This is a genomic window from Flavobacterium movens (genome assembly GCF_039581425.1).
Taxonomy (GTDB): Bacteria; Bacteroidota; Bacteroidia; order Flavobacteriales; family Flavobacteriaceae; genus Flavobacterium; species Flavobacterium luteolum.
The window spans coordinates 200032-221539 of record NZ_JBCPXY010000001.1 but is presented as its reverse complement, the minus strand read 5'-3'; the positions used below and the strand labels follow the sequence as shown (position 1 = coordinate 221539).

Below are 21508 nucleotides of genomic sequence, written 5' to 3'. Positions count from 1 at the left end.
TCGGTTTTCTACGTAATTCATGGTTAGAACAAAAGCTAACTAAAAGAAAAACAGTAACTTTAGGCTGAGTTTTTTAATTGGGGCATCTAATTTTATTTAAAAATCATGAAAAAGTATGAAGCAATTTTATGTACACTTGCGTTCGTATTTTCTCTCGGCTGTTTTGCTCAGCGCACCAACCATGCCTCCGCTTCTCCAGCAACAGGAAAAACGACACTATTGACGGATAGTCTTTCTACGGGTGATTATGTCATACAATCTTATTATGTCGAAGAAAGAATAAATAAGCTTTTTGGAGGTAGAATTATTACCTACCAAGTTTCAAAGCTGGACATGGTCGATACTTACGATCTTGGGCCAAATAATACAAGAACGGTAATTCCGAATTACGTAAAAAGAAAACCTAAAGTAGCTCCAAATAAAATTGAAGCCAAAGCGCTTGTTGCAAGTTCGTCTGCTTCTCTAGAACCAGTTAAGGTAGAAGTTACGGCTCCTTCAACTATATCCTCAAAATTTGTAAGCGTTAATGTAGTTGACACCTACGAAAAAGTGATTGATAAAGGGTATAAATCTATCGATATGCTTAAAAAAGTGGCAGACCGCTTTTATTTTGAAGGCAATCTTAGTGCTGCAGCGGGCTATTACACGCAATTATTTGACGAAGCCAAAGATTTAGAGGTTATTTACTATTATAGATATGCTCAGTCCTTAAAAGCAATAAATGAAAATGAAAAAGCAAATACTTTAATGAAAAGGTTCAAGAGCGAAACTTTGACAATGAAATAAGGTTTTTTCTGTGTGTGTTTTTTTTAACCGCAAAGAGCGCAAAGATTTAACGCAAAGTTCGCTAAGATTATTTTTTGAGTTAAATCTAAAGATTAAGTTCGCAAAGCTTTGTGTTTATAAAGTTTTGCGAATTTTTTTTGTTTTGCCTACAGTTTGTCTTTCTTTATTATGTGAAGTTTTTTTACCGCAGAGAGCGCTAAGGTTTTATGGAAAGTTTTTCTAACCGCAATCCCGATAGCTATCGGGCGCTAAGGTTTACGCAAAGAACGCTAAGATTATTTTGAGGTAAATCTAAAGATTAAGTTCGCAAACTTTTATGTGTATAAAGTTTTGCGAATTTTTTTGTTTTACCTACAGTTTGTCATCCTGAGGAACGAAGGATCACACTCGCGTATCGACAAAGATTGGCAGACTTTGCGATCTCTTTTATAGATTCCTATTAAGTCTCGGATAAAAAACTCTTAGAGCCCTCTGCGTTAAATCTTTGCTCCCGATAGCTATCGGGATTGCGTAAACCTTAGCGCTCTTTGCGGTTAAATAAACACTCCTATTATTGGAATTTGGAATTTTTAAACTTTGGAATTTGAACAAAAAAAAGACGATCAAATTTGATCGTCTTTTTTTTAAGCTCCCCTTCTTGGGCTCGAACCAACCCCGATGGCTATCGGGGCTCTGATTAACAGGTTATTTGTATTTTTCTTTCAGTTTTAAAATAATATCGGGATACTTGATTAAGTTTTCAATATAAGTTTTGCTCTTCATTTTTTTGATATGCTTTTCTATTGAAAGTGCTTGGGTTTTGTTGGTACAGTTAAAACTAAGAAACAAAGTCCAGTCATTTGCATTTGCTGTAAATTTGTTGGAAGGTGAATTTTTGTGAAATTCTAATCTTAAGTCAAAATTAGTTGTATAGCCAATATAATAGCGATTAAGCTTTAGGGAGTGTAGAATATATACAATATGATTCATGGTATAGGGATAAAAAAAATACCACTTACATTTGTAAGTGGTATTTCTTAAGCTCCCCCTCTTGGGCTCGAACCAAGGACCCTCTGATTAACAGTCAGATGCTCTAACCAACTGAGCTAAGGAGGAATCACCTTAAAAGGTTAATATGTTTGCTAAAAAAAGTTGCTCCCCCTCTTGGGCTCGAACCAAGGACCCTCTGATTAACAGTCAGATGCTCTAACCAACTGAGCTAAGGAGGAAAGTGTTGCTCTTTTTAGCGAGTGCAAATATAAAACTATTTTTAGTTTCTCAAAAACATTTTCACTCTTTTTTTGACTTTTTTTTACTTGCCTACAATGGCTTTGTAAATGTCGTTACCATTAGCAAATAGTAGTAGTGAAATAAGTAAAACAAAACCAACCATTTGCGCATTCTCTAGGAATTTATCGCTCGGTTTTTTGCCACTTACAATTTCATACAATAAAAACATTACGTGACCACCATCAAGTGCCGGAATTGGCAATAAATTCATAACTCCAAGCATAATTGACAATAAAGCTGTGATTGACCAAAATACTTCCCAGCTCCAAGAACTTGGAAAAATGTTATAAATCGCCGCAAAACCACCCACTTGTTTGTAAGCTTTTGTTTCTGGATTAAAAATCATTTTCAATTGTTTTCCGTAACCTACCAATTGATCTTTTCCTTTTTGAAGACCAACCGGAATAGATTCGAAGAAACCGTATTCTTTTGTGCTTATTTTATAGTATCCTAGTTTTTCTAAAGATTTCATGTCTAAACCGCCTGCAAAAACACCAAGAGTTCCTTCTGGAGATACTTTTACAGTAAGAGGCATTTCTTTCAAATCACGTAAAACAACTGCAGGAATTTCTTTTCCTTTATTAGCAGCTAAGATTGCTTTTGCCTCGTCAAAGTATTTAACTTTTTGCCCGTTAAGAGAAAGAATCAAATCTTTTGCTTTTAAATTTTGGTTAGCAGATTCCTCGCCAACTTTTCCAATTGCAAAAGGTCTGCGGATATCAATAAGCATTCCTTTTTCTGTTTTAGAAAGCTGATCAACAAAATCTGTCGGCATAGTAATCGTTTGCTGTTGCCCGTTTCTTTCAATCAAAACGTGTTTTGCCATGATTACATTCATGTTCATATCGCTGTCAAAATTTTCTACAGCTTTACCATCAATAGAAATAATTTTATCTCCAGTTTTAAAACCCGCTTTAAGCATTGCAGGATTTTCAATTGCAACACCATCTTTTAAATCAGCATTAGCAATATAAGTATCTCCGTAAGCAAACGCCATTCCGATATAGATAATAAAAGCCAAGATAAAGTTTACAGTAACACCACCAAGCATAATAATTAAACGCTGCCAAGCTGGTTTAGTACGAAATTCCCAAGGCTGAGGCGGAAGCGCCATTTGCTCTTTGTCCATACTTTCGTCAATCATTCCAGAAATTTTCACATAACCACCAAGAGGAAGCCATCCGATACCGTATTCTGTTTCTCCGATTTTCTTTTTGAAAAGTGAATATTTAACATCAAAAAATAAATAAAATTTTTCGACTCTAGTTTTAAACAATTTAGCAGGGATAAAATGCCCTAATTCATGAAGAATAATAAGTAAAGATAAACTCAATAGAAATTGAGAGAGTTTGATAACTATATCCATTTTTTGTTTTTAATTCGTATTTAACGCACAAAAGTAGCGTTTTCTATTTTAATATAAGAGTGCAAGATAGTGTTTAAGGTTTTAAATGTTTGTTAATAATTAAGGTAAGTTTTTACAAATCAATTAAACGTTATTTTATTAGTAGCCTATTTGAAGATTATGTTACAAACATAATGCCCTACTATATAATAGTGTTGATTTTACAAAAAAAAATGGAATTTTAAATTAATGTTTCAAAATTAAATTTGTAAGATATTTTCTTATATTTGATTTACAAACAATAAAAAAAATGATTATGGAAGATATTTTTGAAAAAACGCCAACAGCATTAAAGGTTATGTATACTGCTTTTATTTTGATAGCTGCAGCCTATTTTGCGGGTTACATTTTTGGAAAATTCTTTTCTGCTTAAAATAGATAGAACCTTTGATGAGGTTAATAAAAATCATGAATTTTAAAAAATTATAATATGAAGTTTTTCAAAAGCAACTCGTTTTATGTTTTGGTCTTAGCCTTTATAGTTATGGTATTAATGGCTTATGCATTTGATAAAGGAGAAATTCTTGGCATTGCAATGGCTAAATAATTTCATTGATTAAAATGAATGAGATGTGATTTAAATGTTTGTTAATTAATAAACATTTCGATTTCTCGTTTTAACAAGATGCCGTAACTTTACTTTTCGAACACTGCCTTACTCATTGGCAGTATAAACTCATTAAAAGTTACAAGTATATGGCAACGAAATTATTTTCTCCGCTTACTATAAAAAATATCACTTTAAAAAATAGAATTGCAATCTCGCCCATGTGCCAGTATTCTGCAGTTGACGGATTTGCAAACGATTGGCATTTGGTTCATTTAGGAAGCCGTGCCAGCGGTGGCGCCGGACTTATTATTCAGGAAGCAACAGCAGTTTCTCCAGAAGCCAGAATTTCTCCTGCCGATTTAGGAATTTGGAAAGACGAACACATGGAAAAATTACAGCAGATTAATGCTTTTATAGTTTCTCAGAATTCGATTCCAGGAATTCAATTAGCACATGCAGGAAGAAAAGCGAGTGTTTCGGCTCCGTGGTTTGGAAATAAAAAATTAGATTTCGCTCAAGGCGGATGGCAAACCGTGGCGCCAAGTGCGATTCCGTATCATGACAACGAACCATTTCTTCCAGAGGCTTTAGACAGAAACGGAATCCAGAAAGTGATCTCGGATTTTAAAACAGCAACCAAAAGAGTAGTCGAAGCAGGGTATCAGGTTGTAGAAATCCATGCGGCTCATGGCTATTTATTGCATCAGTTTTTATCGCCTTTAACAAACGTAAGAACAGATGAATATGGCGGAAGTTTTGAGAACAGAATCCGTTTTACGTTGGAAGTTGTAGAAGCGGTTCAGTCAGAATGGCCATCAGATTTGCCTTTGTTTGTTAGAATTTCGGCAACTGATTGGGCAGAAAACGGATGGAACCCAGAAGAATCTGTACAGCTTTCTAAAATATTAAAAGAAAAAGGAGTAGATTTAATCGATGTTTCGTCTGGCGGATTAGTTTCACATCAGAAAATTACATTAGGTCCAGGTTATCAAGTTCCTTTTGCAGAAAAAGTGAAAAAAGAAGCGGAAATTTCAACAGGTGCAGTTGGTTTAATTACAGAAGCCAAACAAGCTGAAGAAATTTTAAATAACGGTCAAGCCGATTTAATTTTGTTCGCAAGAGAATCTTTAAGAAACCCAAATCTTCCTTTGGATTTTACCGCTGCATTAAACGACGATATTCAATGGCCAAAACAATACGAGAGAGCTAAACTTTAAAATTTTATAGCCACAGATTGCACAGATTAAAATGATTTTTTTAAATATTTTTTGCTATCGCTCGGGTCGTGGCAACTAAAAAAAATCTGTGAGAATCAATTTAATCTGTGGCAAAAAAACATAACAATATGCAGAAAATAAAAACAGCACTATTATCATACGGAATGTCGGGAAAAGTTTTCCATGCTCCGTTTTTAGATATTCATGAAGGATTTGAATTATTAGGTTCTTGGGAAAGAAGCAAAAAGTTAATTCAAGAAGATTATCCATACGTAAAAAGTTACGCATCTCTTGACGAACTTTTAGCCGACGATGTAGATTTAGTAATCGTAAATACACCAGTTGGAACACATTACGAATATGCTAAAAAAGTGCTTTTGGCAGGAAAACATGCCGTTGTAGAAAAAGCATTTACAACAACTGCAGCCGAAGCAAAAGAATTGGCAAAAATTGCAAAAGAAAAAGGTTTGAAATTGGCTGTTTTCCAAAACAGAAGATGGGACAGTGATTTTAAAACCGTTAAAAAAGTAATTGATGATGGCGTTTTAGGAGATTTGGTAGAAGCCGAATTTCATTTTGACCGATACAATCCGTTATTGAGCCCAAAAGCACATAAAGAAACCGCCAATGATGGTGCAGGAGTTCTAAAAGATTTAGGCCCGCATATCATAGATCAGGCAGTAAGTTTGTTTGGTTGCCCAAAAGCAGTTTTTGGAGATATTCGAGTAACTAGAGAAAATTCAGTGGTAGACGACTGGATCGATTTAACTTTGTTTTATTCTAATTTCAGAGTTCGTCTAAAAGCAGGATTTTTTGTGAGAGAAGCCAATCCGGCATATACTCTTCACGGAAAAAAAGGCTCTTTCTTAAAGCCTCGAGGAGATGTTCAGGAAGATGAATTGAAAGTTGGTAAAAAGCCAAATCTAGATTCTTGGGGAACAGAAGATGAAAGCTTGCAAGGACTTTTGCACACCGAAATAAACGGTAAAATTGTACGAGAAAAAATCCCGACGCTTCAAGGTAATTATTTTAGTTTCTTCGATGGTGTTTACGACTCGATTGCAAACGATAAAAAAGAACCTGTTACTGCAGATGAGGGTGTAAAAGTAATGCAGGTTATAGAAGCTGCAATTGCGAGTAATGCACAGCAAAAAGTAATAGGTATATCATAACACATTCCGTAGGAATGTCTCGTCGGTAGTAACGCAGGTTATAGAAGCCGCAATTGCGAGTAATGCGCAGCAAAAAGTAATAGGCATATCATAACACATTCCATAGGAATGTCTCGTCGGTAGTAATGCAGGTTATAGAAGCCGCAATTGCGAGTAATGCACAGCAAAAAGTAATAGGCATATCATAACACATTCCGTAGGAATGTCTCATTGGTAGAAAATAATAATATTCATCCGCATTTACGTTCCGTAGGAACGTTTGATTTTGCGCATTATTTTTTAATAATCTAATGTCTCAAACGTTCCTACGGAACGTAAAATATTGACAACGATATTTTTTTTCTACCGATGAAATGTTCCTACGGAACAATGAAATATAAATAAAAAGGGATTATCTCAAAAATTGAGATAATCCCTTTTTATTTTCTTAAAAAAATCAAACAAATTATAATTCTAGTAAACCCGAAAAATCGTAATTTTAATAAGCCAAATTCAATTAAAAACCTTTGAATTTATAAACAATAACGTTGTATATTGTGGATAACCTTAGGCTTTATGCACTTTGACGAGCGTTTTTAGTATTTTTGACAACATTCCAATAAAAATTCAATATGCTGATAAACATTAATCCATTATCGCTTTTTCAGACCAAAGCCAAAATCAAAAAAGTATTTAGAGAAGCCAAAGCGTCTTATTTAAATCGAATTCGTTTTGCTGTCGGAATGTTCTATTTCGGAATGGGTTTAAGTTTTGCCACTTGGGCAAGCAGAATTCCAGATATTAAAACCGCTTTGCATTTAACTGAAGGCGATTTGGGTTCAATACTTTTTGCGCTTCCGGTAGGGCAATTGATTATTATGCCTTTTTCGGGTAAAATGGTTACCAAATTTGGAAGCCATCGTATTCTAATTTTTTCTTTAATAATGTATGTTTTGTGCTTAATCAATTTAGGATTGGCGACAACATCTTTACAATTATCATTAGGATTATTTTTGTTTGGTGTGTTCGGAAATCTTGCCAATATTGCCGTAAACACACAAGGCGTTTATACCGAAGTTTTGTTTAAAAAAACAATTATGTCCTCTTTTCACGGAATGTGGAGTTTTGCAGGATTTACCGGTGCGCTGGTAGGTTTAGGAATGCTGGCTTTAAAATTAAGTCCGTTGCATCACTTTATTATTGTAGCCGGAATTGTTTTATTGATGGTCGCTTTTAATTTCAAATTTTTGGTTAGAGCCAAAGAAAAAAAGAAACCGAAAGAAGAAGGCAAAAAACTATTTGTAAAACCTGATACAGCTTTGCTTTGGCTTGGGGTTATCGGATTCTGTAGCATGGCCAGCGAAGGCGTTATGTTTGACTGGAGCGGGGTTTATTTTAAAGATATTGTAAAAGCACCTGGACCTTTGGTAGTTCTAGGTTATACTTCTTTTATGATTATGATGGCAAGCGGAAGATTTCTAGGCGACGGATTAATCAATAAATTTGGACGCGAACGCGTTATGCAGATTAGCGGTGTTATGATTTCGGCTGGACTTTTTACAGCTGTTTTTCTTCCTTATATTATTCCATGTACCATAGCCTTTATGTTTGTAGGTTTGGGCGTTGCCACAATTGTACCAACTGTTTATAGTATTGCAGGTAAAAACCCGACCGTTCCTGCGGGAGAAGCTTTAACTATTGTTTCGAGTGTAAGCTTCCTTGGTTTCTTAATGGGGCCTCCAGTAATTGGGCACATTGCACAAAGTTTCGGGCTTCAGTTTTCTTTTGCCTTTATCGGAATTTTTGGTGTTCTAATCGCTTTTATGGTTTCTAAAATTAGAACAGAACAATAATAATTGACCTTTGTAAAAATGCCTTATTTTGACCATTCTTTCATTATATCAAAATAAATTTGAAAGAATTTACTTATAATTAAATATTTTATTTATTTTTGAATTTCAAACTCCAAGCACTGAGATTTGAAATTTTCTTTTTTCCAAAAACCAATTTTATCTTTTGAATTAAGGATTCTAATCCTAGAATATATTCAAAGTTAATAATAGGTTTTAATGATAAAAAATTACGCTGTCTTCTTTATTTTATGGTTCTTTAATTTTGCTTTTTCGCAGAAAGAAATAACAGTAACAGGAATTGTTATTGATGCCCGAACACAGAATCCATTGGAAAGTGTAGTGGTGACAATACAGAATACGGCTGTAATGCAGCTTACGTCAAAAACAGGGAAATTTGAACTTCATATATTTCCCAAAAAAGAGCAGCTGCTTTTGCTCAGAAGTCAGGGATACAAAGATTTTCTTTTAAAAGTACAGTCTAATTTAGAGCAGAATATCAATCTAGGCATTTTACAATTAGAAGATACTTATTCAGATGAAGTGCCAGCAGCATTGATTACACTCTCGGATAATGATTTTTCAGATGATAACAGTTCGTCAGAAATGACATCCGGACTGTTGCAATCGTCAAGAGATGCTTTTATGCAGGCATCGGCATTCAATTGGGGGCAGGCTCGGTTTCGTATGCGTGGTTTAGACAGCGAAAATGCAATTACGATGCTTAACGGAATGCCAATGAATAAAATCTACGATGGCAGGCCACAATGGGGAAATTGGGGAGGTTTAAACAATGTGCTTCGAAATCAGGAATTCTCAGTCGGAACAGCAGCTTCCAATTATACATTTGGCGGAATTTTAGGCACACAACAGATTTTTACTCGAGCTTCTTTGTATAGAAAAGGAACATCACTAACGTTTTCTGGAAGTAATACCACTTATTTATGGCGGGCAATTGGAACATATGCTTCGGGAATGAGTGCTTCTGGTTGGGCTTTTGTGGTTTCGGCAGGAAAACGCTGGGCAGATGAAGGCTATTTTGAAGGTACAAATTTTGACGCAGCGTCATTTTTTCTTAGTGTCGAAAAGAAACTAAACAGCAGAAATTCAATCAATTTTACAGGGTTTTATACGCCTAATTTTCGAGGGAAGAATTCTTCTAATACAGCTGAGGTTACCGATTTAATGGGCGAAAAATACAATTCGTACTGGGGATTTCAGAATGGTGAAAAGAGAAATGCAAGAGTGAAAAATGTAGAAGAGCCACTCTTTATCCTGAATCACTATTTTAAAATTGATGATAAAACCAATCTGAATTCTGCAATTATGTATCAATTTGGAAAAGTCGGAAACAGCAATATTGATTACCAAAATGCAGACAGTCCAGATCCTGTTTATTACAGGAAAATGCCAAGTTATTTTAGTTCGCTTTATGCTAAAGATCGTGGAGAATTTTCAGGTGAATTTACTCCAGATTATGAAAATGTAGAAAAAAACAAAATAGCTTTTTTGGAACATCCACAAATCAATTGGGACGAAATGTATTTTGCTAATCAAAAAATAGAACAGAATGGTTATGAGCCGGCTAAAAGTCATTATGTGCTTTATGAAGACAGAACAGATGATCAGACATTAGCCGTAAACTCAAATCTGAATACACAGATAACTCCTAATATTTCTTTTGATGGCGGATTTACTTTTAAGAAATTAAAATCGCATAATTTTCAGTATTTATTAGATCTTCTTGGCGGAGCATACTTCGAAGATATCGATTCGTTTTACAAAGGAAGCCTATCTCAATCTGACTTACAGCATCCAGATCGTCAAGTTGTAAAAGGAGATATTTACGGATATAACTATAATTTACTGGCCAATACTTTAGATGTTTTTGCACAATTTAAATTTAGTTATAACAAAACAGAATTCTTCTTGGCACAATCGTATTCTATGTCAGATTATCAAAGAGAAGGATTATATCAAAACGGATTATATCCAACAAATTCGTTAGGTAAAAGTGAGAAAGTAAATTTTGAGAATTTTGGTTTCAAAGGAGGTTTCACCTATAAAATATCAGGAAGACAATTGTTGTTTTTTAATGCGGCACATTTTACTAGAGCACCTTCGCTTCGAAATACATTTTCAAATTCACGTTTAAATAATACTGTCGTTGACGGAATCGAAAGTGAAAATATTAGCAGCGCTGAGGTTAATTACGTATACCGATTGGCGAAGCTTAAATTGCGTTTAACTGCTTATTATGCTGCCATTAAAAATACTTCGAAAACTTCATATTTCTATGCCGAAGGAATTTTTGATAACGGTTCTGGTTATGATGCTACAAATGCATTTGTAAGTCAGACCCTAACCAATTTGGATAAGAAAAATGCTGGAGCAGAATTGAGTTTTGAGTATCAGGTTTGGCCAACTTTAAAAACAATTTTATCTGCAGCATTTGGAAATTACATTTATAATAGTAATCCGAATGTGATGATTACAAACGATGCCAATAGAGAAAAGGATGGGGTGCAAACCACTTTTGATTTTGGATCTGCTTATTTAAAGAACTACAAACAGCCAGGAACTCCACAGCAAGCCTATTCATTTGGATTAGAATATCGCAATCCGAAGTTTTGGTGGATTGGGGGGAATATTAATTATTTGGCAGAAAGTTATATAGATGTTTCTCCAATTTCGAGAACATCTCAATTTTACATCAATCCAATCAATGGTTTTCCTTTTCCTGAAGCAACTTCAGAAAGAGGGAATGAACTATTAAAACAAGAAAAATTTAAGCCTATTACATTGCTGAATTTAAGTGGAGGTAAATCTTGGCGTATGCATAAAATGTATGTGGGACTTTTTGCCAGTGTAAATAATGTCTTGGATTTAATATATAAAACAGGTGGTTTCGAACAGGCAAGAAATGCCAATTTTAGAGCGTTAAATCAAGATGCTTCAAGTGGAACACCATCTTTTGGTCCGAGATATTATTATGGCTATGGCCGAACTTATTTTCTAAATCTCACAATCGGTTTATAAACTGAAAGCTATTTCTCATGAAAAAATTAATTTTATTTTTTGCATTATCCTTAATCAGTTGCAGTAAAGATGTTGAAACTCCAGAATTAACCTGCACTCAACCAAACCTTACTGTAAATAAAAGCGTAGAAAAAGTCTATGAGCTTTCGGGTACAACAGCGAAGCAATATTTGTACGATGATATTATAGAAGCTTATATAGTTTCAAGTGATGAGGGAGGCAATTTTTTTAAAACGATTTCATTGCAGACAAGAGAAACTGATGGAATCCCTGCGATTGGTTTTAGTGTTCCAGTTGATGCAACAAATACTTACATTGATTATCGTTTGGGAAATAAAGTGTTTGTAAAACTTAAAAACCAATTTACAGATTTATATTATGGAGGATTAAGGATAGGAAGTTTGTATGTAAGCAATGCCGGTGATCCAACAATTGGAAGAATTTCGCAAAATGACTACAAAAATGTATTAAACGCTTCATGTACAAATATTGATGAGAATCAGTTGGTTAAATCACTTTCTGTAGAAGAGGCGCTTTCAGATTCTAAGTTAAATACTTTGATAGAGTTAAATGATGTAGAGTTTACTGAAGCAGCATTAGGACGCCATTATTTTGAAGAATCCAATAATGTTGGTGGTTCGACGAACTGGTATTTGAGAGATAAAACAGGAAATCAGATTATTTTTAGAACCAGTAGTTATGCAAAATTTGCAGATCATGCTGTGCCAGAAGGAAGCGGAAAAGTCAAAGGAATTCTAACAAAATTTGGGACGGATTATCAATTTATGGTTCGTTACGAAAGTGATATTATAATGAACGGAAAAAGAAATACCCCATTTTTTGCAGAAGATTTTCAATCGGTTAAAAACAATGTCAATTTTGTGCTTCCAGGTTGGAGTAATATTGTTGAGAAAGCAACAAAGCTATGGAAAAGCATCGTCTATGGAGGAAATGGATATGCCGAATTTAATACTACAAGTACAACCGCAGCCGAGAATGTGGCTTGGCTTGTTTCTCCTAAAATAAATCTAACAGGGTATAAAAACGCAGTGCTTTCTTTTAGAAGCGCGCAACACGATTTAAAAATCGATTCTCCGCTAAATAGACTCGAAGTTTACATTTCAACCAATTTTGATGGTGCAAGCGTGACCAAAGCGAAATGGACAAAATTGCAAGCAAAAGTTCCAACGCTTTCAACACCTTCTCGTGAGTTTATCAGTTCTGGAGGAATTGATCTTTCTTCCTATTCTGGAAATATAAATATTGCTTTTAAATACATCGGTTCGGGAAAAGACAAAACATTAAATGGTGCTTTTATGGTAGATGACATTAAGATTTTTGGAGAGAAATAAAAAATAATTTAAAAGAACGAGAATAAACTATTGATTTTTAATGTGTTATTGAAAAGTTTGTAGTTTTTGTATTTCAAATTGTTAAAATCTAATTGAATTTCGTACTTTGGTCATCCCAAATCAAATACAAATACCACATGAAAACCTACTTTATTGCCATCTTAATGATGGTGTTTCCTTTCTTGATGCACAGTCAAGACAACGTTAGACTAAAGCAGATTAACATTGTAAAAACAAATTACCAAAACTCTAAAGACGGCGAAATTGTTAACAAAACAATGGCCTTTAAAGATGGTAAACTTCAAACGATTACCACTTCAGATGTTGTACAGCATTTCTACTATAACAAAAATGGCTTGCTGGATATGTCTGTAAAAGATAAAGTGGGAAGCGACTGGAAAGAAGTAATAAATTATACTTATGACGCTGATAACAACATTACCAAATTTGTAAAAAAATATCAGGAAGGGCCTAATTATATTACAAAAGTAGTATCATTTGTATACGAAGGAGCGAGGGTAAAAGTAACAACGAAAAAGAGCACTAATCATCAGAATTTAGTAGATGATATTGAATATCTTGTTGAAAACGGAATTATTGTAAGACGTACTTCTCGTGATAGAAACAAGGCAATTATTGGAAAATTAGAATATGTTTATGTAAACGATAACGTGTCAAGACACAAAGGTTTGGTTGGAGACAAAATCTCAAAATCATATACTTACGATGATAAAAAATCGGTTGATCAGTTAATCGTTCAAAATCTTTTTGGAGATAATTACAAAGTAATTGTTCCGATGATTTCGTATCATGAAGAAGAATTTGAGTTTGAATCGATTTCTTATAATAATGAAATGAATTTTAGTCCATCCTCAACAGCTTTAGTTGCGGTGAGCAGAAAATACAAATACAATAAATTAAATTACCCAATTTCTTGCTCTCAAATAGAAGAAAACGGAATTGTGAAAACGGAAAAAACTTTTATTTACGAATAAAAGTTTTAAACTTAGACCATTTATTGATTAAGTGGAACCTTGTTGAGTTTATCTTGACAGGTTCCATTTTTTTTTGGAGTCTATTCTCTTAATATAAATGTAAAAACAAAATTGTATAATTGATTGTAGCAGACAAATGATTAAATTTGCACCTTATTCAAGACTATGTTAGAAAAAGAAGTTATAAATTTTGAGAGAACAGTAATTGTAGGTATCGTTACTCAGAATCAAAGTGAAGAAAAGCTAAATGAATATTTAGACGAATTGGAGTTTTTAACTTTTACCGCAGGAGGTGAAGTTATAAAACGCTTTTCGCAGAAAATGGAACGTCCTAACCCTAAGACTTTCGTAGGGACGGGAAAAATTGATGACATCAATCTTTTTGTAAAAGAAAACAAAATATCGACTGTAATTTTTGATGATGAACTAACGCCATCACAGCAAAAAAATATCTCAAGAATTATTGACTGCAAAATTCTAGACAGAACCAACTTAATTCTAGACATTTTTGCGCAGAGAGCCGAAACTTCATACGCTAGAACGCAGGTAGAATTGGCGCAATGCCAATATTTGCTTCCGAGACTTTCTGGTTTATGGACACACCTTGAGCGTCAAAAAGGAGGTATTGGTATGCGTGGACCTGGAGAAACAGAGATTGAAACCGATAGACGTATTGTGCGTGACCGAATTTCATTATTGAAAGATAAAATCAAAACGATCGACAAGCAAATGAGCATTCAACGAAGCAATCGAGGTGCAATGGTTCGAGTTGCTTTGGTTGGATATACCAATGTTGGGAAATCGACTTTGATGAATGCAATTGGTAAAAGCGATGTTTTTGTAGAGAATAAATTGTTTGCAACTTTAGATACTACAGTTAGAAAAGTGGTGATTAAAAACCTTCCTTTTTTACTTTCTGATACGGTTGGATTTATTCGAAAACTGCCAACACAATTGGTAGATTCGTTTAAAAGTACCTTAGATGAGGTTCGTGAAGCCGATTTATTGCTGCATGTAGTAGATATTTCGCATCCGGATTTTGAAGATCATATTGAATCTGTAAACAAGACTTTACAGGAAATAAAAAGCAACGACAAACCAACAATTATGGTTTTTAATAAAATCGATGCTTACAAACATCTTACTATCGATGAAGATGATTTGATTACTGAAAGAACGAGAAGGCACTGGACGCTTGATGAATGGAAACAAACTTGGATGAGCAACGTTGGTCAAGATAAAGCATTGTTTATTTCGGCTAGAAACAAAGAAAATTTCGAAGAATTCAGAGAAACAGTTTATGAAGCTGTTCGCCAGATTCATATAACACGTTTTCCTTATAATAATTTCTTGTATCCTGACTATAAGGATGCAATTGAAAAAGATGACGAAGAATAAAATGAAGAAAAGCTTTTGATAAATTCAAAAGCTTTTTTGTTTTGCCACAGATTAAGGGATTATTTAGATTGAAAAATCCTTTTAAATCTTTTAATCTGTGGCATTAATAATTTTATATGCCGGAATCTAGTACGATGGATAATTAAAATCCAAAATTAACTCCTAAGCCAAATACTTCTCTTGTTTGAAGTCCTGCAAATGCATTATCATCATAAATAGCCTGAAACGATAAATTAGCAGATAAAAATTTGTTGATTTTCATTATAATATTTAGCGAATAATTGATATCGACATTTTGAGGATCTTCCAAATAATTTGAATAAAGATTAAGCGTGTTTTCGGCAGTCACGTTTGTCATGATTGCTAATTTGTAATAAACAGAAGCATAAAAACCAAGCTCGTAACGGATACTTTTGCCTTCGTCAACACCAAAATAACTGCCATCTACATATGGTAGTCCAGTAAATCTATCAATTCCAGTTGTATAAGCACTGTCTACAAAAGTAAATTTTGAAGTTAGCGGTGCAAAATTTATTTTAAGATTGTCATCTTTTGTCCAGTAAATACCAGGACCTGTGGTAAGATATCCAGGAGACATAAATTTGGTTTGTTCAGTCCTGATTTGCTTTCCATTGTCATCTTGACCATAAATATAACCGGTTGAAAATTGTGTTCTAAAATTTAGGAAGTAGGAGTAGTACCATTCTCCAAAAGCTTTTTTTCCAACTATGGAATTGAACTCTAAGCGGTCATCTGTTTTTTTTGTGAAGTCATCGTTTTTAGTTTGAAGAAGACCGTACGATGCTAAAATTTTGTTGTCCCAAGTTAAGCCATCTTTTTTGTAATTGAAATCGTAATTGATTCCTAATGTTCCAGAAAAGCTATCTTCACCTCCTGCAATCCAATTATTAAAACTCGATTGATTCAGTAAAAGCGAAACAGTTCCTTTTGTTTTCCAGCCTTCGCCTTCGATAGTATCGTTAATTTTTTTTACTGCCTTTTCAGTATTCTGAATTAACTCTTTTTCTGAATTTTGGGCTTGTACAAACGTGAAGTTTACTAAAATGAAAAGTAATAGAGTTAGCTTTCTCATGGTTTTTAGTTTAGAGTGTATAATCAAATATACTAAAAACCAATGGAAAGTTAAAGATTACTATACTGTTAATGCAGGTTATTTCTTAGATTCTTTGTATAATGGCACTGCAGAACATGCTTCGCCGTACATAATACTGCGGGCAAATGGCTGTAAATAGTTTGTAGCTAAAATATACGCACGCATAGGAACGGGTTTTCTAGAACAGCCTTTTACAATTACGGGTTTGTTTTGGTAAACAGAATAATCAATTTTGCTTAAAATTTCTTCATAAAGGCTTGCGTCAAGATCTTCAATAGTTCCGTTGACTACTTTTTTTGCAAAAGGCGCTAAATGAACGCTAACCAAAATTAATGCCCAAACGGGAATTATAGCATCTGTACTGCAGTGTACAGCAACATATTGATCCTGATATTGTGACCAATCGTGATTTTTAAGATGCTCTCTAAAGTCTTTTTCTTTCAATAAAAATCCTTCCAAAAGCCATTGCGAAATGTCAATTTGCACACGCATTCCTTTTGGATAATAATCCTCAAGATCAAAAACTTCTAAAGCACTATTGGCAACTTTATTGATGATTTCTTCCATATGAAAAATGGTTTCAAGTTTAAAGTTTCAGGTTCCACGTTATGCAAAACTTGAAACTTTAAACCTGAAACAAATATTTTTAAAGCATTCCTAATTCTAATTTCGCTTCTTCGCTCATTAAATCTTTGCTCCAAGGCGGGTCAAAAGTAATTTCAACATCAACATCTTTGATGTTTTCGATTGTTTTTACTTTCTCTTCTACTTCTCTTGGCAAGCTTTCCGCAACTGGGCAGTTTGGAGATGTAAGTGTCATCAGGATTTTTACTTCGTAATCTGTGTTTACCATTACATCGTAAATTAATCCTAACTCATAAATATCAACTGGAATCTCAGGGTCGTAAATTCCTTTTAAAACTTTTACGATTGATTCTCCTAATTCGTTTGTGTCTATTTCTTGTTCCATTTTGTTATTTTTTCCACCATATAAGTTATATAAGTTCATTTAAAACTAAACTTAAAAATTAATGATGATGTTTGTTTTTATGTTTAATCTTCTAGCCAACGATATAACTCGTTAATATATGTTTTTTGTCCTTCGTGATAGATATTTGTCACATTGAAGTTTATCATTAAACCTATTGGTGACTTTAAAAGTTTCATATAAGACATCAGTTTTGCAACATGAACAGGTACAATTTGATCAACAGATTTTAATTCAAGAACTAAACAATTTTTGATGAATAGATCACATCTTAGATTTGACTCTAGTTCTAAACCTTTATATTCAATAGGAATTACCAATTCGGATTTAAAATTGATTCCTCTTAATGATAATTCTTTGATCATGCATTGATGATAAATACTTTCTAAAAGTCCTGCTCCAATACTTTTATGAACTTCAATTGCGGCTCCATTAACCTGATAAATTAAATCAGTCAAATATTTCTTTGTAATCATTGCTTTTTTAGCAATTATAAGAAATAAAAAAGAAAGATAAAACTTACTTTATTTGTTTTTTGCTATATAAGAAATGCAAGTTCATTCAAATGTTTTACATAAATTTCTTACATTTTACTGTATGAATAATTTAAGCTCAAAACTTAAATTTTCTTATATCACTTATATGGTTAATTAAAATTTAATTTTTGTTTTTAGCATCAAAAGCCAAAGCGTACATTTTGATGTTTTTAATCATCGAAACCAAACCGTTGGCGCGTGTTGCGGATAAATGTTCTTTTAAGCCAATTTCGTCTATAAAATCAGTATCAGCTTCTAAGATATCTTTTGCTTTTTGATTGGAGAAAGCACGAATTAAAATCGCAATAATTCCCTTAGTCAAAATAGCATCACTATCTGCCGTAAAAACAATTTTATCATCTTGCTGTTCACCTTGCAGCCAAACTTTAGACTGACAGCCTTTGATTAAATTATCATCGGTTTTGTATTCTTCTTTAATTAACGGAAGACTTTTTCCTAGTTCGATGATGTACTCATAACGCTGCATCCAATCATCAAACATTGAAAATTCGTCTATTATTTCGTTTTGTATTTCTTTTATCGTCATAATTATTCTTTAGAAAAATCAACTAATAAATTAACTAGTTTTTCGATTTCTTTTGGCGGAAAGCCATTGTCAAAACCTGCTGTTTCGTAGGTTTTTCCGTCTTTAGTTATTTTTAAATTTCCGATAGCGGCGCCATCATAAGTGCGTTTGTCTGTCGGTGCTTTTAAGGTAGAAAGATTGTCTAAATTAACTTTTGAATATGCTGAAACAATCTCGTTCCATTTTGCATCATTAATATTGCTTTTAATAGCTTCAGTATTACGTTCCTTAACAACCGATACCGTTTTGTTTTCAACGGTGATCACTTTATAATAACCTCTAGAAAGCGCAGAATATTCAATTTGAGTCGATTTCATGTTGGCTTTTTTTTGACTGCAGCATCCCGTAGTAATAAAAAGTGTCAAGAGCAATAATGATACTATTCGCATATAATTTGTTTTTTAGCTTAACATGGTCTGTGCTTTCTTAACAGCATCAACCATGGCATCAATTTCTTCTTTTGTATTGTAAAATGAGAAAGAAGCACGAATCGTTCCCGGAATACAGAAGAAATTCATAATTGGTTGGGCACAGTGATGTCCTGTTCTAACCGCAATTCCCAATTTATCTATAATAGAACCAACATCATACGGATGAATTCCGTCAATATTAAACGAAATTACAGATGCTTTATTTTTGGTGTTTCCGTAAATTCGGATACCTTCAATTTCGTTAAGACGTTTTGTAGCGTGTTCTAACAATTCATTTTCATATTCATGAATTTTATCAAAACCGATCTCGTTTAAATAATCAATAGCAGTTCCTAAAACAATTCCGCCCGCGATGTTCGGAGTTCCGGCTTCAAATTTATGAGGAAGATCGGCGTAAGTTGTTTTTTCGAAAGTCACTTCTTTGATCATTTCACCTCCGCCTTGATAAGGAGGAAGTTTGTTTAACCAAGCTTCTTTTCCATAAAGAATTCCAGTTCCGGTTGGACCGCACATTTTATGACCCGAAAAAGCATAAAAATCACAATCTAATTCTTGAACATCTGGTTTTAAATGCGGAACTGCTTGAGCACCGTCAATTAAAACTGCAGCGCCAACTGAATGTGCTTTATCAATAATATATTTGATTGGATTGATCACACCCAATGCGTTTGAAATATGATTTACAGTAACGATTTTCGTTTTATCTGAAAGCAGTTTATCAAATTCCTCAATGATTAATTCTCCATTGTCATTGATTGGAATAACTTTTAAAACAGCACCTGTTTTTTCGCATAACATTTGCCAAGGCACAATGTTACTGTGATGTTCTAATGAAGAAACAACTACTTCGTCACCAGGTTTTAAAATTGAAGCAAATCCGTTTGCAACTAAATTAATTCCGTGCGTTGTTCCCGAAGTAAAAAGCACTTCGTGCGCATGTTTGGCATTGATGTGATCTTTTACTTTTCCACGAGAAATCTCGTAAGCATCAGTTGCTAACTGGCTTAAAGTGTGAACGCCACGGTGAATATTGGCGTTGATTTCCTGATAATATTTTACTTCAGCATCAATTACAACTTGTGGTTTTTGCGAAGTAGCTCCGTTGTCGAAATATACTAATGGCTTTCCGTTTACAGTTTGAGAAAGTATCGGGAAATCAGCTCTTATTTTTTGAATATCTAGCATGTCTTATTTAGAAAAAATCTATTTACAAAAGTACTAAAACTAAATTTGTTTATACATTAATTCTATAATTTCCTTTTATGGCGCCATTGCTACAAGGTGCAAATGCTGATTCTTTAAAAATCAATTCGATTTCCTGCATTATTCCAATCAGATTTGTTATTTGAGTTCTAAAATCGTGAACATAAATTATTTATATTGCAATAAAAATAACTAACATATCATGAAAAAATTTCTCAAAGTACTTTTGCTTGTTGTAGTTCTTGCCTTTTTGTATTTCGGATTTACAACTTATCCGAAACTTGATTTGATTTCCGGTTTTTCTGCCAAAAGTGTCGCTTCTGGACATTTTATAGATAATCGCCCTTTGGATTTAATTCAGAAAACCGACAATGATATCGATATGATTGATTTGGCGAAAAACTCCATTGATGATGCGGGAAAATATGCCATTTCATCTGTTTATGGCTTGAAAGAAAGAAAAGCGATTTATAGAGAAGGTTTAGGTGCTTTATTAATTAATGATGATTATGATGTTTCAAAGCCGTATTTGCTTCCAAAAAGAACAAAATTGGTTAATAACCTTCCTTTTCCATACGGGAATAACGAGCCAAAAGATACCGCTTTCGCGAATGTGGATTACGCGAAATTGAAAAAGGCAATTGACGATTCATTCGATAAAAATGGCGGAAAAACAAAACGCACGCGTGCCGTTGTAGTTTTATACAAAGATAAATTAATTGGAGAAAAATACGATACTGGTTTTAATAAAGACAGTAAAATTTTAGGCTGGTCGATGACAAAAAGTATCACAAGTTCGGCTTTTGGAGTTTTGGCTAAGCAAGGAAAAATTGACATTAATAAACCAGCGCCTATCAAAGAATGGCAAAATGACGAACGTAAAAATATTACGATTAACGATTTGCTTCACATGAATTCTGGTTTAGAATGGGAAGAAAATTACAGTACAATTTGCGATGCAACACAAATGCTTTTTCAGTCTGCAGATATGGGGAAAGTACAAATGGACAAACCTGCGAAATATAAACCAAACACGCATTGGTATTATTCATCAGGAACGACAAACTTATTATCGAGAATTTTAAGAAGCCAATTTAAAACACAACAAGAATATCTTGATTTTTGGTACAGTGCCGTAATTGACAAAATCGGAATGAACTCGATGATTGTGGAACAAGATATGTCAGGAACTTTTGTAGGTTCATCTTACGGATGGGCAACACCAAGAGACTGGTCAAAATTCGGATTGTTATATCTTCATAAAGGAAACTGGAACGGCGAACAAATCCTTGACGAAAGCTGGGTAAAATACACAGCAACTCCAACGAATACTTCTGAAGGGAAATACGGAGCACAATTTTGGTTAAATGCAGGAGGGAAATTCCCGGATGTTCCTCGTGATATGTTTTATTGCAGTGGTTATCAAGGTCAAATGGTAGCGATTATTCCGTCTTTAGATATGGTAATTGTTAGAATGGGAGTGAAGGAAGAAGAACCTGGATTTGATTTTAATGGGTTTTTGAAGGAGGTTATTTCTTCTGTGAAAAAGTAATTTAGGGCAGTTATGAAAGTAAAATTAAATGAAGAACTTAGATTTTTGTATTGTTTAGTTAGTACAATAATTTTTATTGGGAGTCT

At 33.8% G+C, this 21508-nt stretch carries 18 protein-coding genes and 2 tRNA genes; 9 read left to right on the top strand and 11 right to left on the bottom strand.

The features are described from left to right. Positions 1-105: 105 nt before the first annotated feature. Positions 106-786: a hypothetical protein gene (locus AAYQ05_RS00925; protein ID WP_343540555.1), complete on the top strand. Its 681-nt coding sequence runs from the start codon at positions 106-108 to the stop codon at positions 784-786. A 684-nt stretch (positions 787-1470) separates the two neighbouring features. Here the strand turns inward: AAYQ05_RS00925 and AAYQ05_RS00920 are convergent. The 4 genes from AAYQ05_RS00920 to rseP form a co-directional block, all read right to left on the bottom strand. After that, positions 1471-1755 carry a GIY-YIG nuclease family protein gene (locus tag AAYQ05_RS00920; RefSeq protein ID WP_343540554.1) on the bottom strand — a complete coding sequence of 95 codons (285 nt, stop codon included), beginning with the start codon at positions 1753-1755 and terminating at the stop codon, positions 1471-1473. A 52-nt stretch (positions 1756-1807) separates the two neighbouring features. Beyond that, a tRNA-Asn gene (locus AAYQ05_RS00915) sits at positions 1808-1881 on the bottom strand. 39 nt (positions 1882-1920) lie between these two features. Continuing rightward, positions 1921-1994: transfer RNA gene (locus tag AAYQ05_RS00910), tRNA-Asn, on the bottom strand. A gap of 83 nt (positions 1995-2077) precedes the next feature. After that, positions 2078-3421: an RIP metalloprotease RseP gene (gene rseP, locus AAYQ05_RS00905; protein ID WP_343540552.1), complete on the bottom strand. Its 1344-nt coding sequence runs from the start codon at positions 3419-3421 to the stop codon at positions 2078-2080. A gap of 735 nt (positions 3422-4156) precedes the next feature. Between rseP and AAYQ05_RS00900 the strand changes: the two genes are divergently transcribed. The 7 genes from AAYQ05_RS00900 (at position 4157) to hflX (ending at position 15012) form a co-directional block, all read left to right on the top strand. After that, a complete protein-coding gene (locus tag AAYQ05_RS00900) occupies positions 4157-5227 on the top strand; it encodes an NADH:flavin oxidoreductase/NADH oxidase (RefSeq protein WP_343540550.1) in 1071 nt (356 codons plus the stop codon). Positions 5228-5355: 128 nt separating this feature from the next. Continuing rightward, the gene (locus AAYQ05_RS00895) at positions 5356-6399 is read left to right on the top strand and encodes a Gfo/Idh/MocA family oxidoreductase (RefSeq protein ID WP_281634472.1); all 1044 of its coding nucleotides are present in this window, start codon (positions 5356-5358) and stop codon (positions 6397-6399) included. A gap of 611 nt (positions 6400-7010) precedes the next feature. Then, complete coding sequence (locus AAYQ05_RS00890) at positions 7011-8231, top strand: MFS transporter (protein ID WP_177211378.1); 1221 nt, start codon at positions 7011-7013, stop codon at positions 8229-8231. Positions 8232-8447: 216 nt separating this feature from the next. Next, positions 8448-11267, top strand: a complete 2820-nt coding sequence (locus AAYQ05_RS00885) for a carboxypeptidase-like regulatory domain-containing protein (RefSeq protein WP_343540548.1) — start codon at positions 8448-8450, stop codon at positions 11265-11267. Between the two features lie 17 nt (positions 11268-11284). Then, positions 11285-12619, top strand: coding sequence for a DUF5689 domain-containing protein (locus AAYQ05_RS00880; protein ID WP_343540547.1), 1335 nt, complete (start codon positions 11285-11287; stop codon positions 12617-12619). Positions 12620-12756: 137 nt separating this feature from the next. After that, positions 12757-13614, top strand: coding sequence for a hypothetical protein (locus AAYQ05_RS00875; protein WP_343540546.1), 858 nt, complete (start codon positions 12757-12759; stop codon positions 13612-13614). Between the two features lie 165 nt (positions 13615-13779). Beyond that, on the top strand, positions 13780-15012 hold the full coding sequence (gene hflX, locus AAYQ05_RS00870; RefSeq protein WP_343540544.1) for a GTPase HflX: 1233 nt from the start codon (positions 13780-13782) through the stop codon (positions 15010-15012). Positions 15013-15154: 142 nt separating this feature from the next. Here the strand turns inward: hflX and AAYQ05_RS00865 are convergent, their stop codons facing one another. From AAYQ05_RS00865 to AAYQ05_RS00835, 7 genes are all read right to left on the bottom strand, one after another. Beyond that, a complete protein-coding gene (locus tag AAYQ05_RS00865; protein WP_281634476.1) occupies positions 15155-16105 on the bottom strand; it encodes a DUF3078 domain-containing protein in 951 nt (316 codons plus the stop codon). Between the two features lie 78 nt (positions 16106-16183). Further along, positions 16184-16693: a DUF2480 family protein gene (locus AAYQ05_RS00860; RefSeq protein ID WP_343540542.1), complete on the bottom strand. Its 510-nt coding sequence runs from the start codon at positions 16691-16693 to the stop codon at positions 16184-16186. A 79-nt stretch (positions 16694-16772) separates the two neighbouring features. Continuing rightward, positions 16773-17096 (bottom strand): SUF system Fe-S cluster assembly protein, encoded by a 324-nt coding sequence (locus AAYQ05_RS00855; RefSeq protein ID WP_017494560.1) that lies wholly within the window; start codon positions 17094-17096, stop codon positions 16773-16775. 83 nt (positions 17097-17179) lie between these two features. Continuing rightward, positions 17180-17590 (bottom strand): GxxExxY protein, encoded by a 411-nt coding sequence (locus tag AAYQ05_RS00850; RefSeq protein ID WP_343540540.1) that lies wholly within the window; start codon positions 17588-17590, stop codon positions 17180-17182. Positions 17591-17771: 181 nt separating this feature from the next. Further along, entirely contained in the window at positions 17772-18197 is a 426-nt protein-coding gene (locus tag AAYQ05_RS00845) for a SufE family protein (RefSeq protein ID WP_281634477.1), read from the bottom strand. A 2-nt stretch (positions 18198-18199) separates the two neighbouring features. Further along, positions 18200-18625 (bottom strand): hypothetical protein, encoded by a 426-nt coding sequence (locus AAYQ05_RS00840; protein ID WP_343540539.1) that lies wholly within the window; start codon positions 18623-18625, stop codon positions 18200-18202. Between the two features lie 12 nt (positions 18626-18637). After that, positions 18638-19852: an aminotransferase class V-fold PLP-dependent enzyme gene (locus AAYQ05_RS00835; protein WP_343540538.1), complete on the bottom strand. Its 1215-nt coding sequence runs from the start codon at positions 19850-19852 to the stop codon at positions 18638-18640. 220 nt (positions 19853-20072) lie between these two features. On the opposite strand from AAYQ05_RS00835, the gene AAYQ05_RS00830 reads away from it, so the two are divergent. Then, positions 20073-21422 carry a serine hydrolase domain-containing protein gene (locus AAYQ05_RS00830; protein WP_343540537.1) on the top strand — a complete coding sequence of 450 codons (1350 nt, stop codon included), beginning with the start codon at positions 20073-20075 and terminating at the stop codon, positions 21420-21422. Positions 21423-21508 lie beyond the last annotated feature (86 nt).

What these genes read in the sequence shown, in the direction of transcription:
- AAYQ05_RS00845 (WP_281634477.1), bottom strand. Translation starts at nt 18,197, where the DNA reads ATGACGATAAAAGAAATACAAAACGAAATAATAGACGAATTTTCAATG.
- AAYQ05_RS00830 (WP_343540537.1), top strand. Translation starts at nt 20,073, where the DNA reads ATGAAAAAATTTCTCAAAGTACTTTTGCTTGTTGTAGTTCTTGCCTTT.
- AAYQ05_RS00885 (WP_343540548.1), top strand. Translation starts at nt 8,448, where the DNA reads ATGATAAAAAATTACGCTGTCTTCTTTATTTTATGGTTCTTTAATTTT.
- AAYQ05_RS00920 (WP_343540554.1), bottom strand. Translation starts at nt 1,755, where the DNA reads ATGAATCATATTGTATATATTCTACACTCCCTAAAGCTTAATCGCTAT.
- AAYQ05_RS00835 (WP_343540538.1), bottom strand. Translation starts at nt 19,852, where the DNA reads ATGCTAGATATTCAAAAAATAAGAGCTGATTTCCCGATACTTTCTCAA.
- rseP (WP_343540552.1), bottom strand. Translation starts at nt 3,421, where the DNA reads ATGGATATAGTTATCAAACTCTCTCAATTTCTATTGAGTTTATCTTTA.
- AAYQ05_RS00880 (WP_343540547.1), top strand. Translation starts at nt 11,285, where the DNA reads ATGAAAAAATTAATTTTATTTTTTGCATTATCCTTAATCAGTTGCAGT.
- AAYQ05_RS00900 (WP_343540550.1), top strand. Translation starts at nt 4,157, where the DNA reads ATGGCAACGAAATTATTTTCTCCGCTTACTATAAAAAATATCACTTTA.
- AAYQ05_RS00925 (WP_343540555.1), top strand. Translation starts at nt 106, where the DNA reads ATGAAAAAGTATGAAGCAATTTTATGTACACTTGCGTTCGTATTTTCT.
- hflX (WP_343540544.1), top strand. Translation starts at nt 13,780, where the DNA reads ATGTTAGAAAAAGAAGTTATAAATTTTGAGAGAACAGTAATTGTAGGT.
- AAYQ05_RS00840 (WP_343540539.1), bottom strand. Translation starts at nt 18,625, where the DNA reads ATGCGAATAGTATCATTATTGCTCTTGACACTTTTTATTACTACGGGA.
- AAYQ05_RS00875 (WP_343540546.1), top strand. Translation starts at nt 12,757, where the DNA reads ATGAAAACCTACTTTATTGCCATCTTAATGATGGTGTTTCCTTTCTTG.
- AAYQ05_RS00855 (WP_017494560.1), bottom strand. Translation starts at nt 17,096, where the DNA reads ATGGAACAAGAAATAGACACAAACGAATTAGGAGAATCAATCGTAAAA.
- AAYQ05_RS00890 (WP_177211378.1), top strand. Translation starts at nt 7,011, where the DNA reads ATGCTGATAAACATTAATCCATTATCGCTTTTTCAGACCAAAGCCAAA.
- AAYQ05_RS00850 (WP_343540540.1), bottom strand. Translation starts at nt 17,590, where the DNA reads ATGATTACAAAGAAATATTTGACTGATTTAATTTATCAGGTTAATGGA.
- AAYQ05_RS00895 (WP_281634472.1), top strand. Translation starts at nt 5,356, where the DNA reads ATGCAGAAAATAAAAACAGCACTATTATCATACGGAATGTCGGGAAAA.
- AAYQ05_RS00865 (WP_281634476.1), bottom strand. Translation starts at nt 16,105, where the DNA reads ATGAGAAAGCTAACTCTATTACTTTTCATTTTAGTAAACTTCACGTTT.
- AAYQ05_RS00860 (WP_343540542.1), bottom strand. Translation starts at nt 16,693, where the DNA reads ATGGAAGAAATCATCAATAAAGTTGCCAATAGTGCTTTAGAAGTTTTT.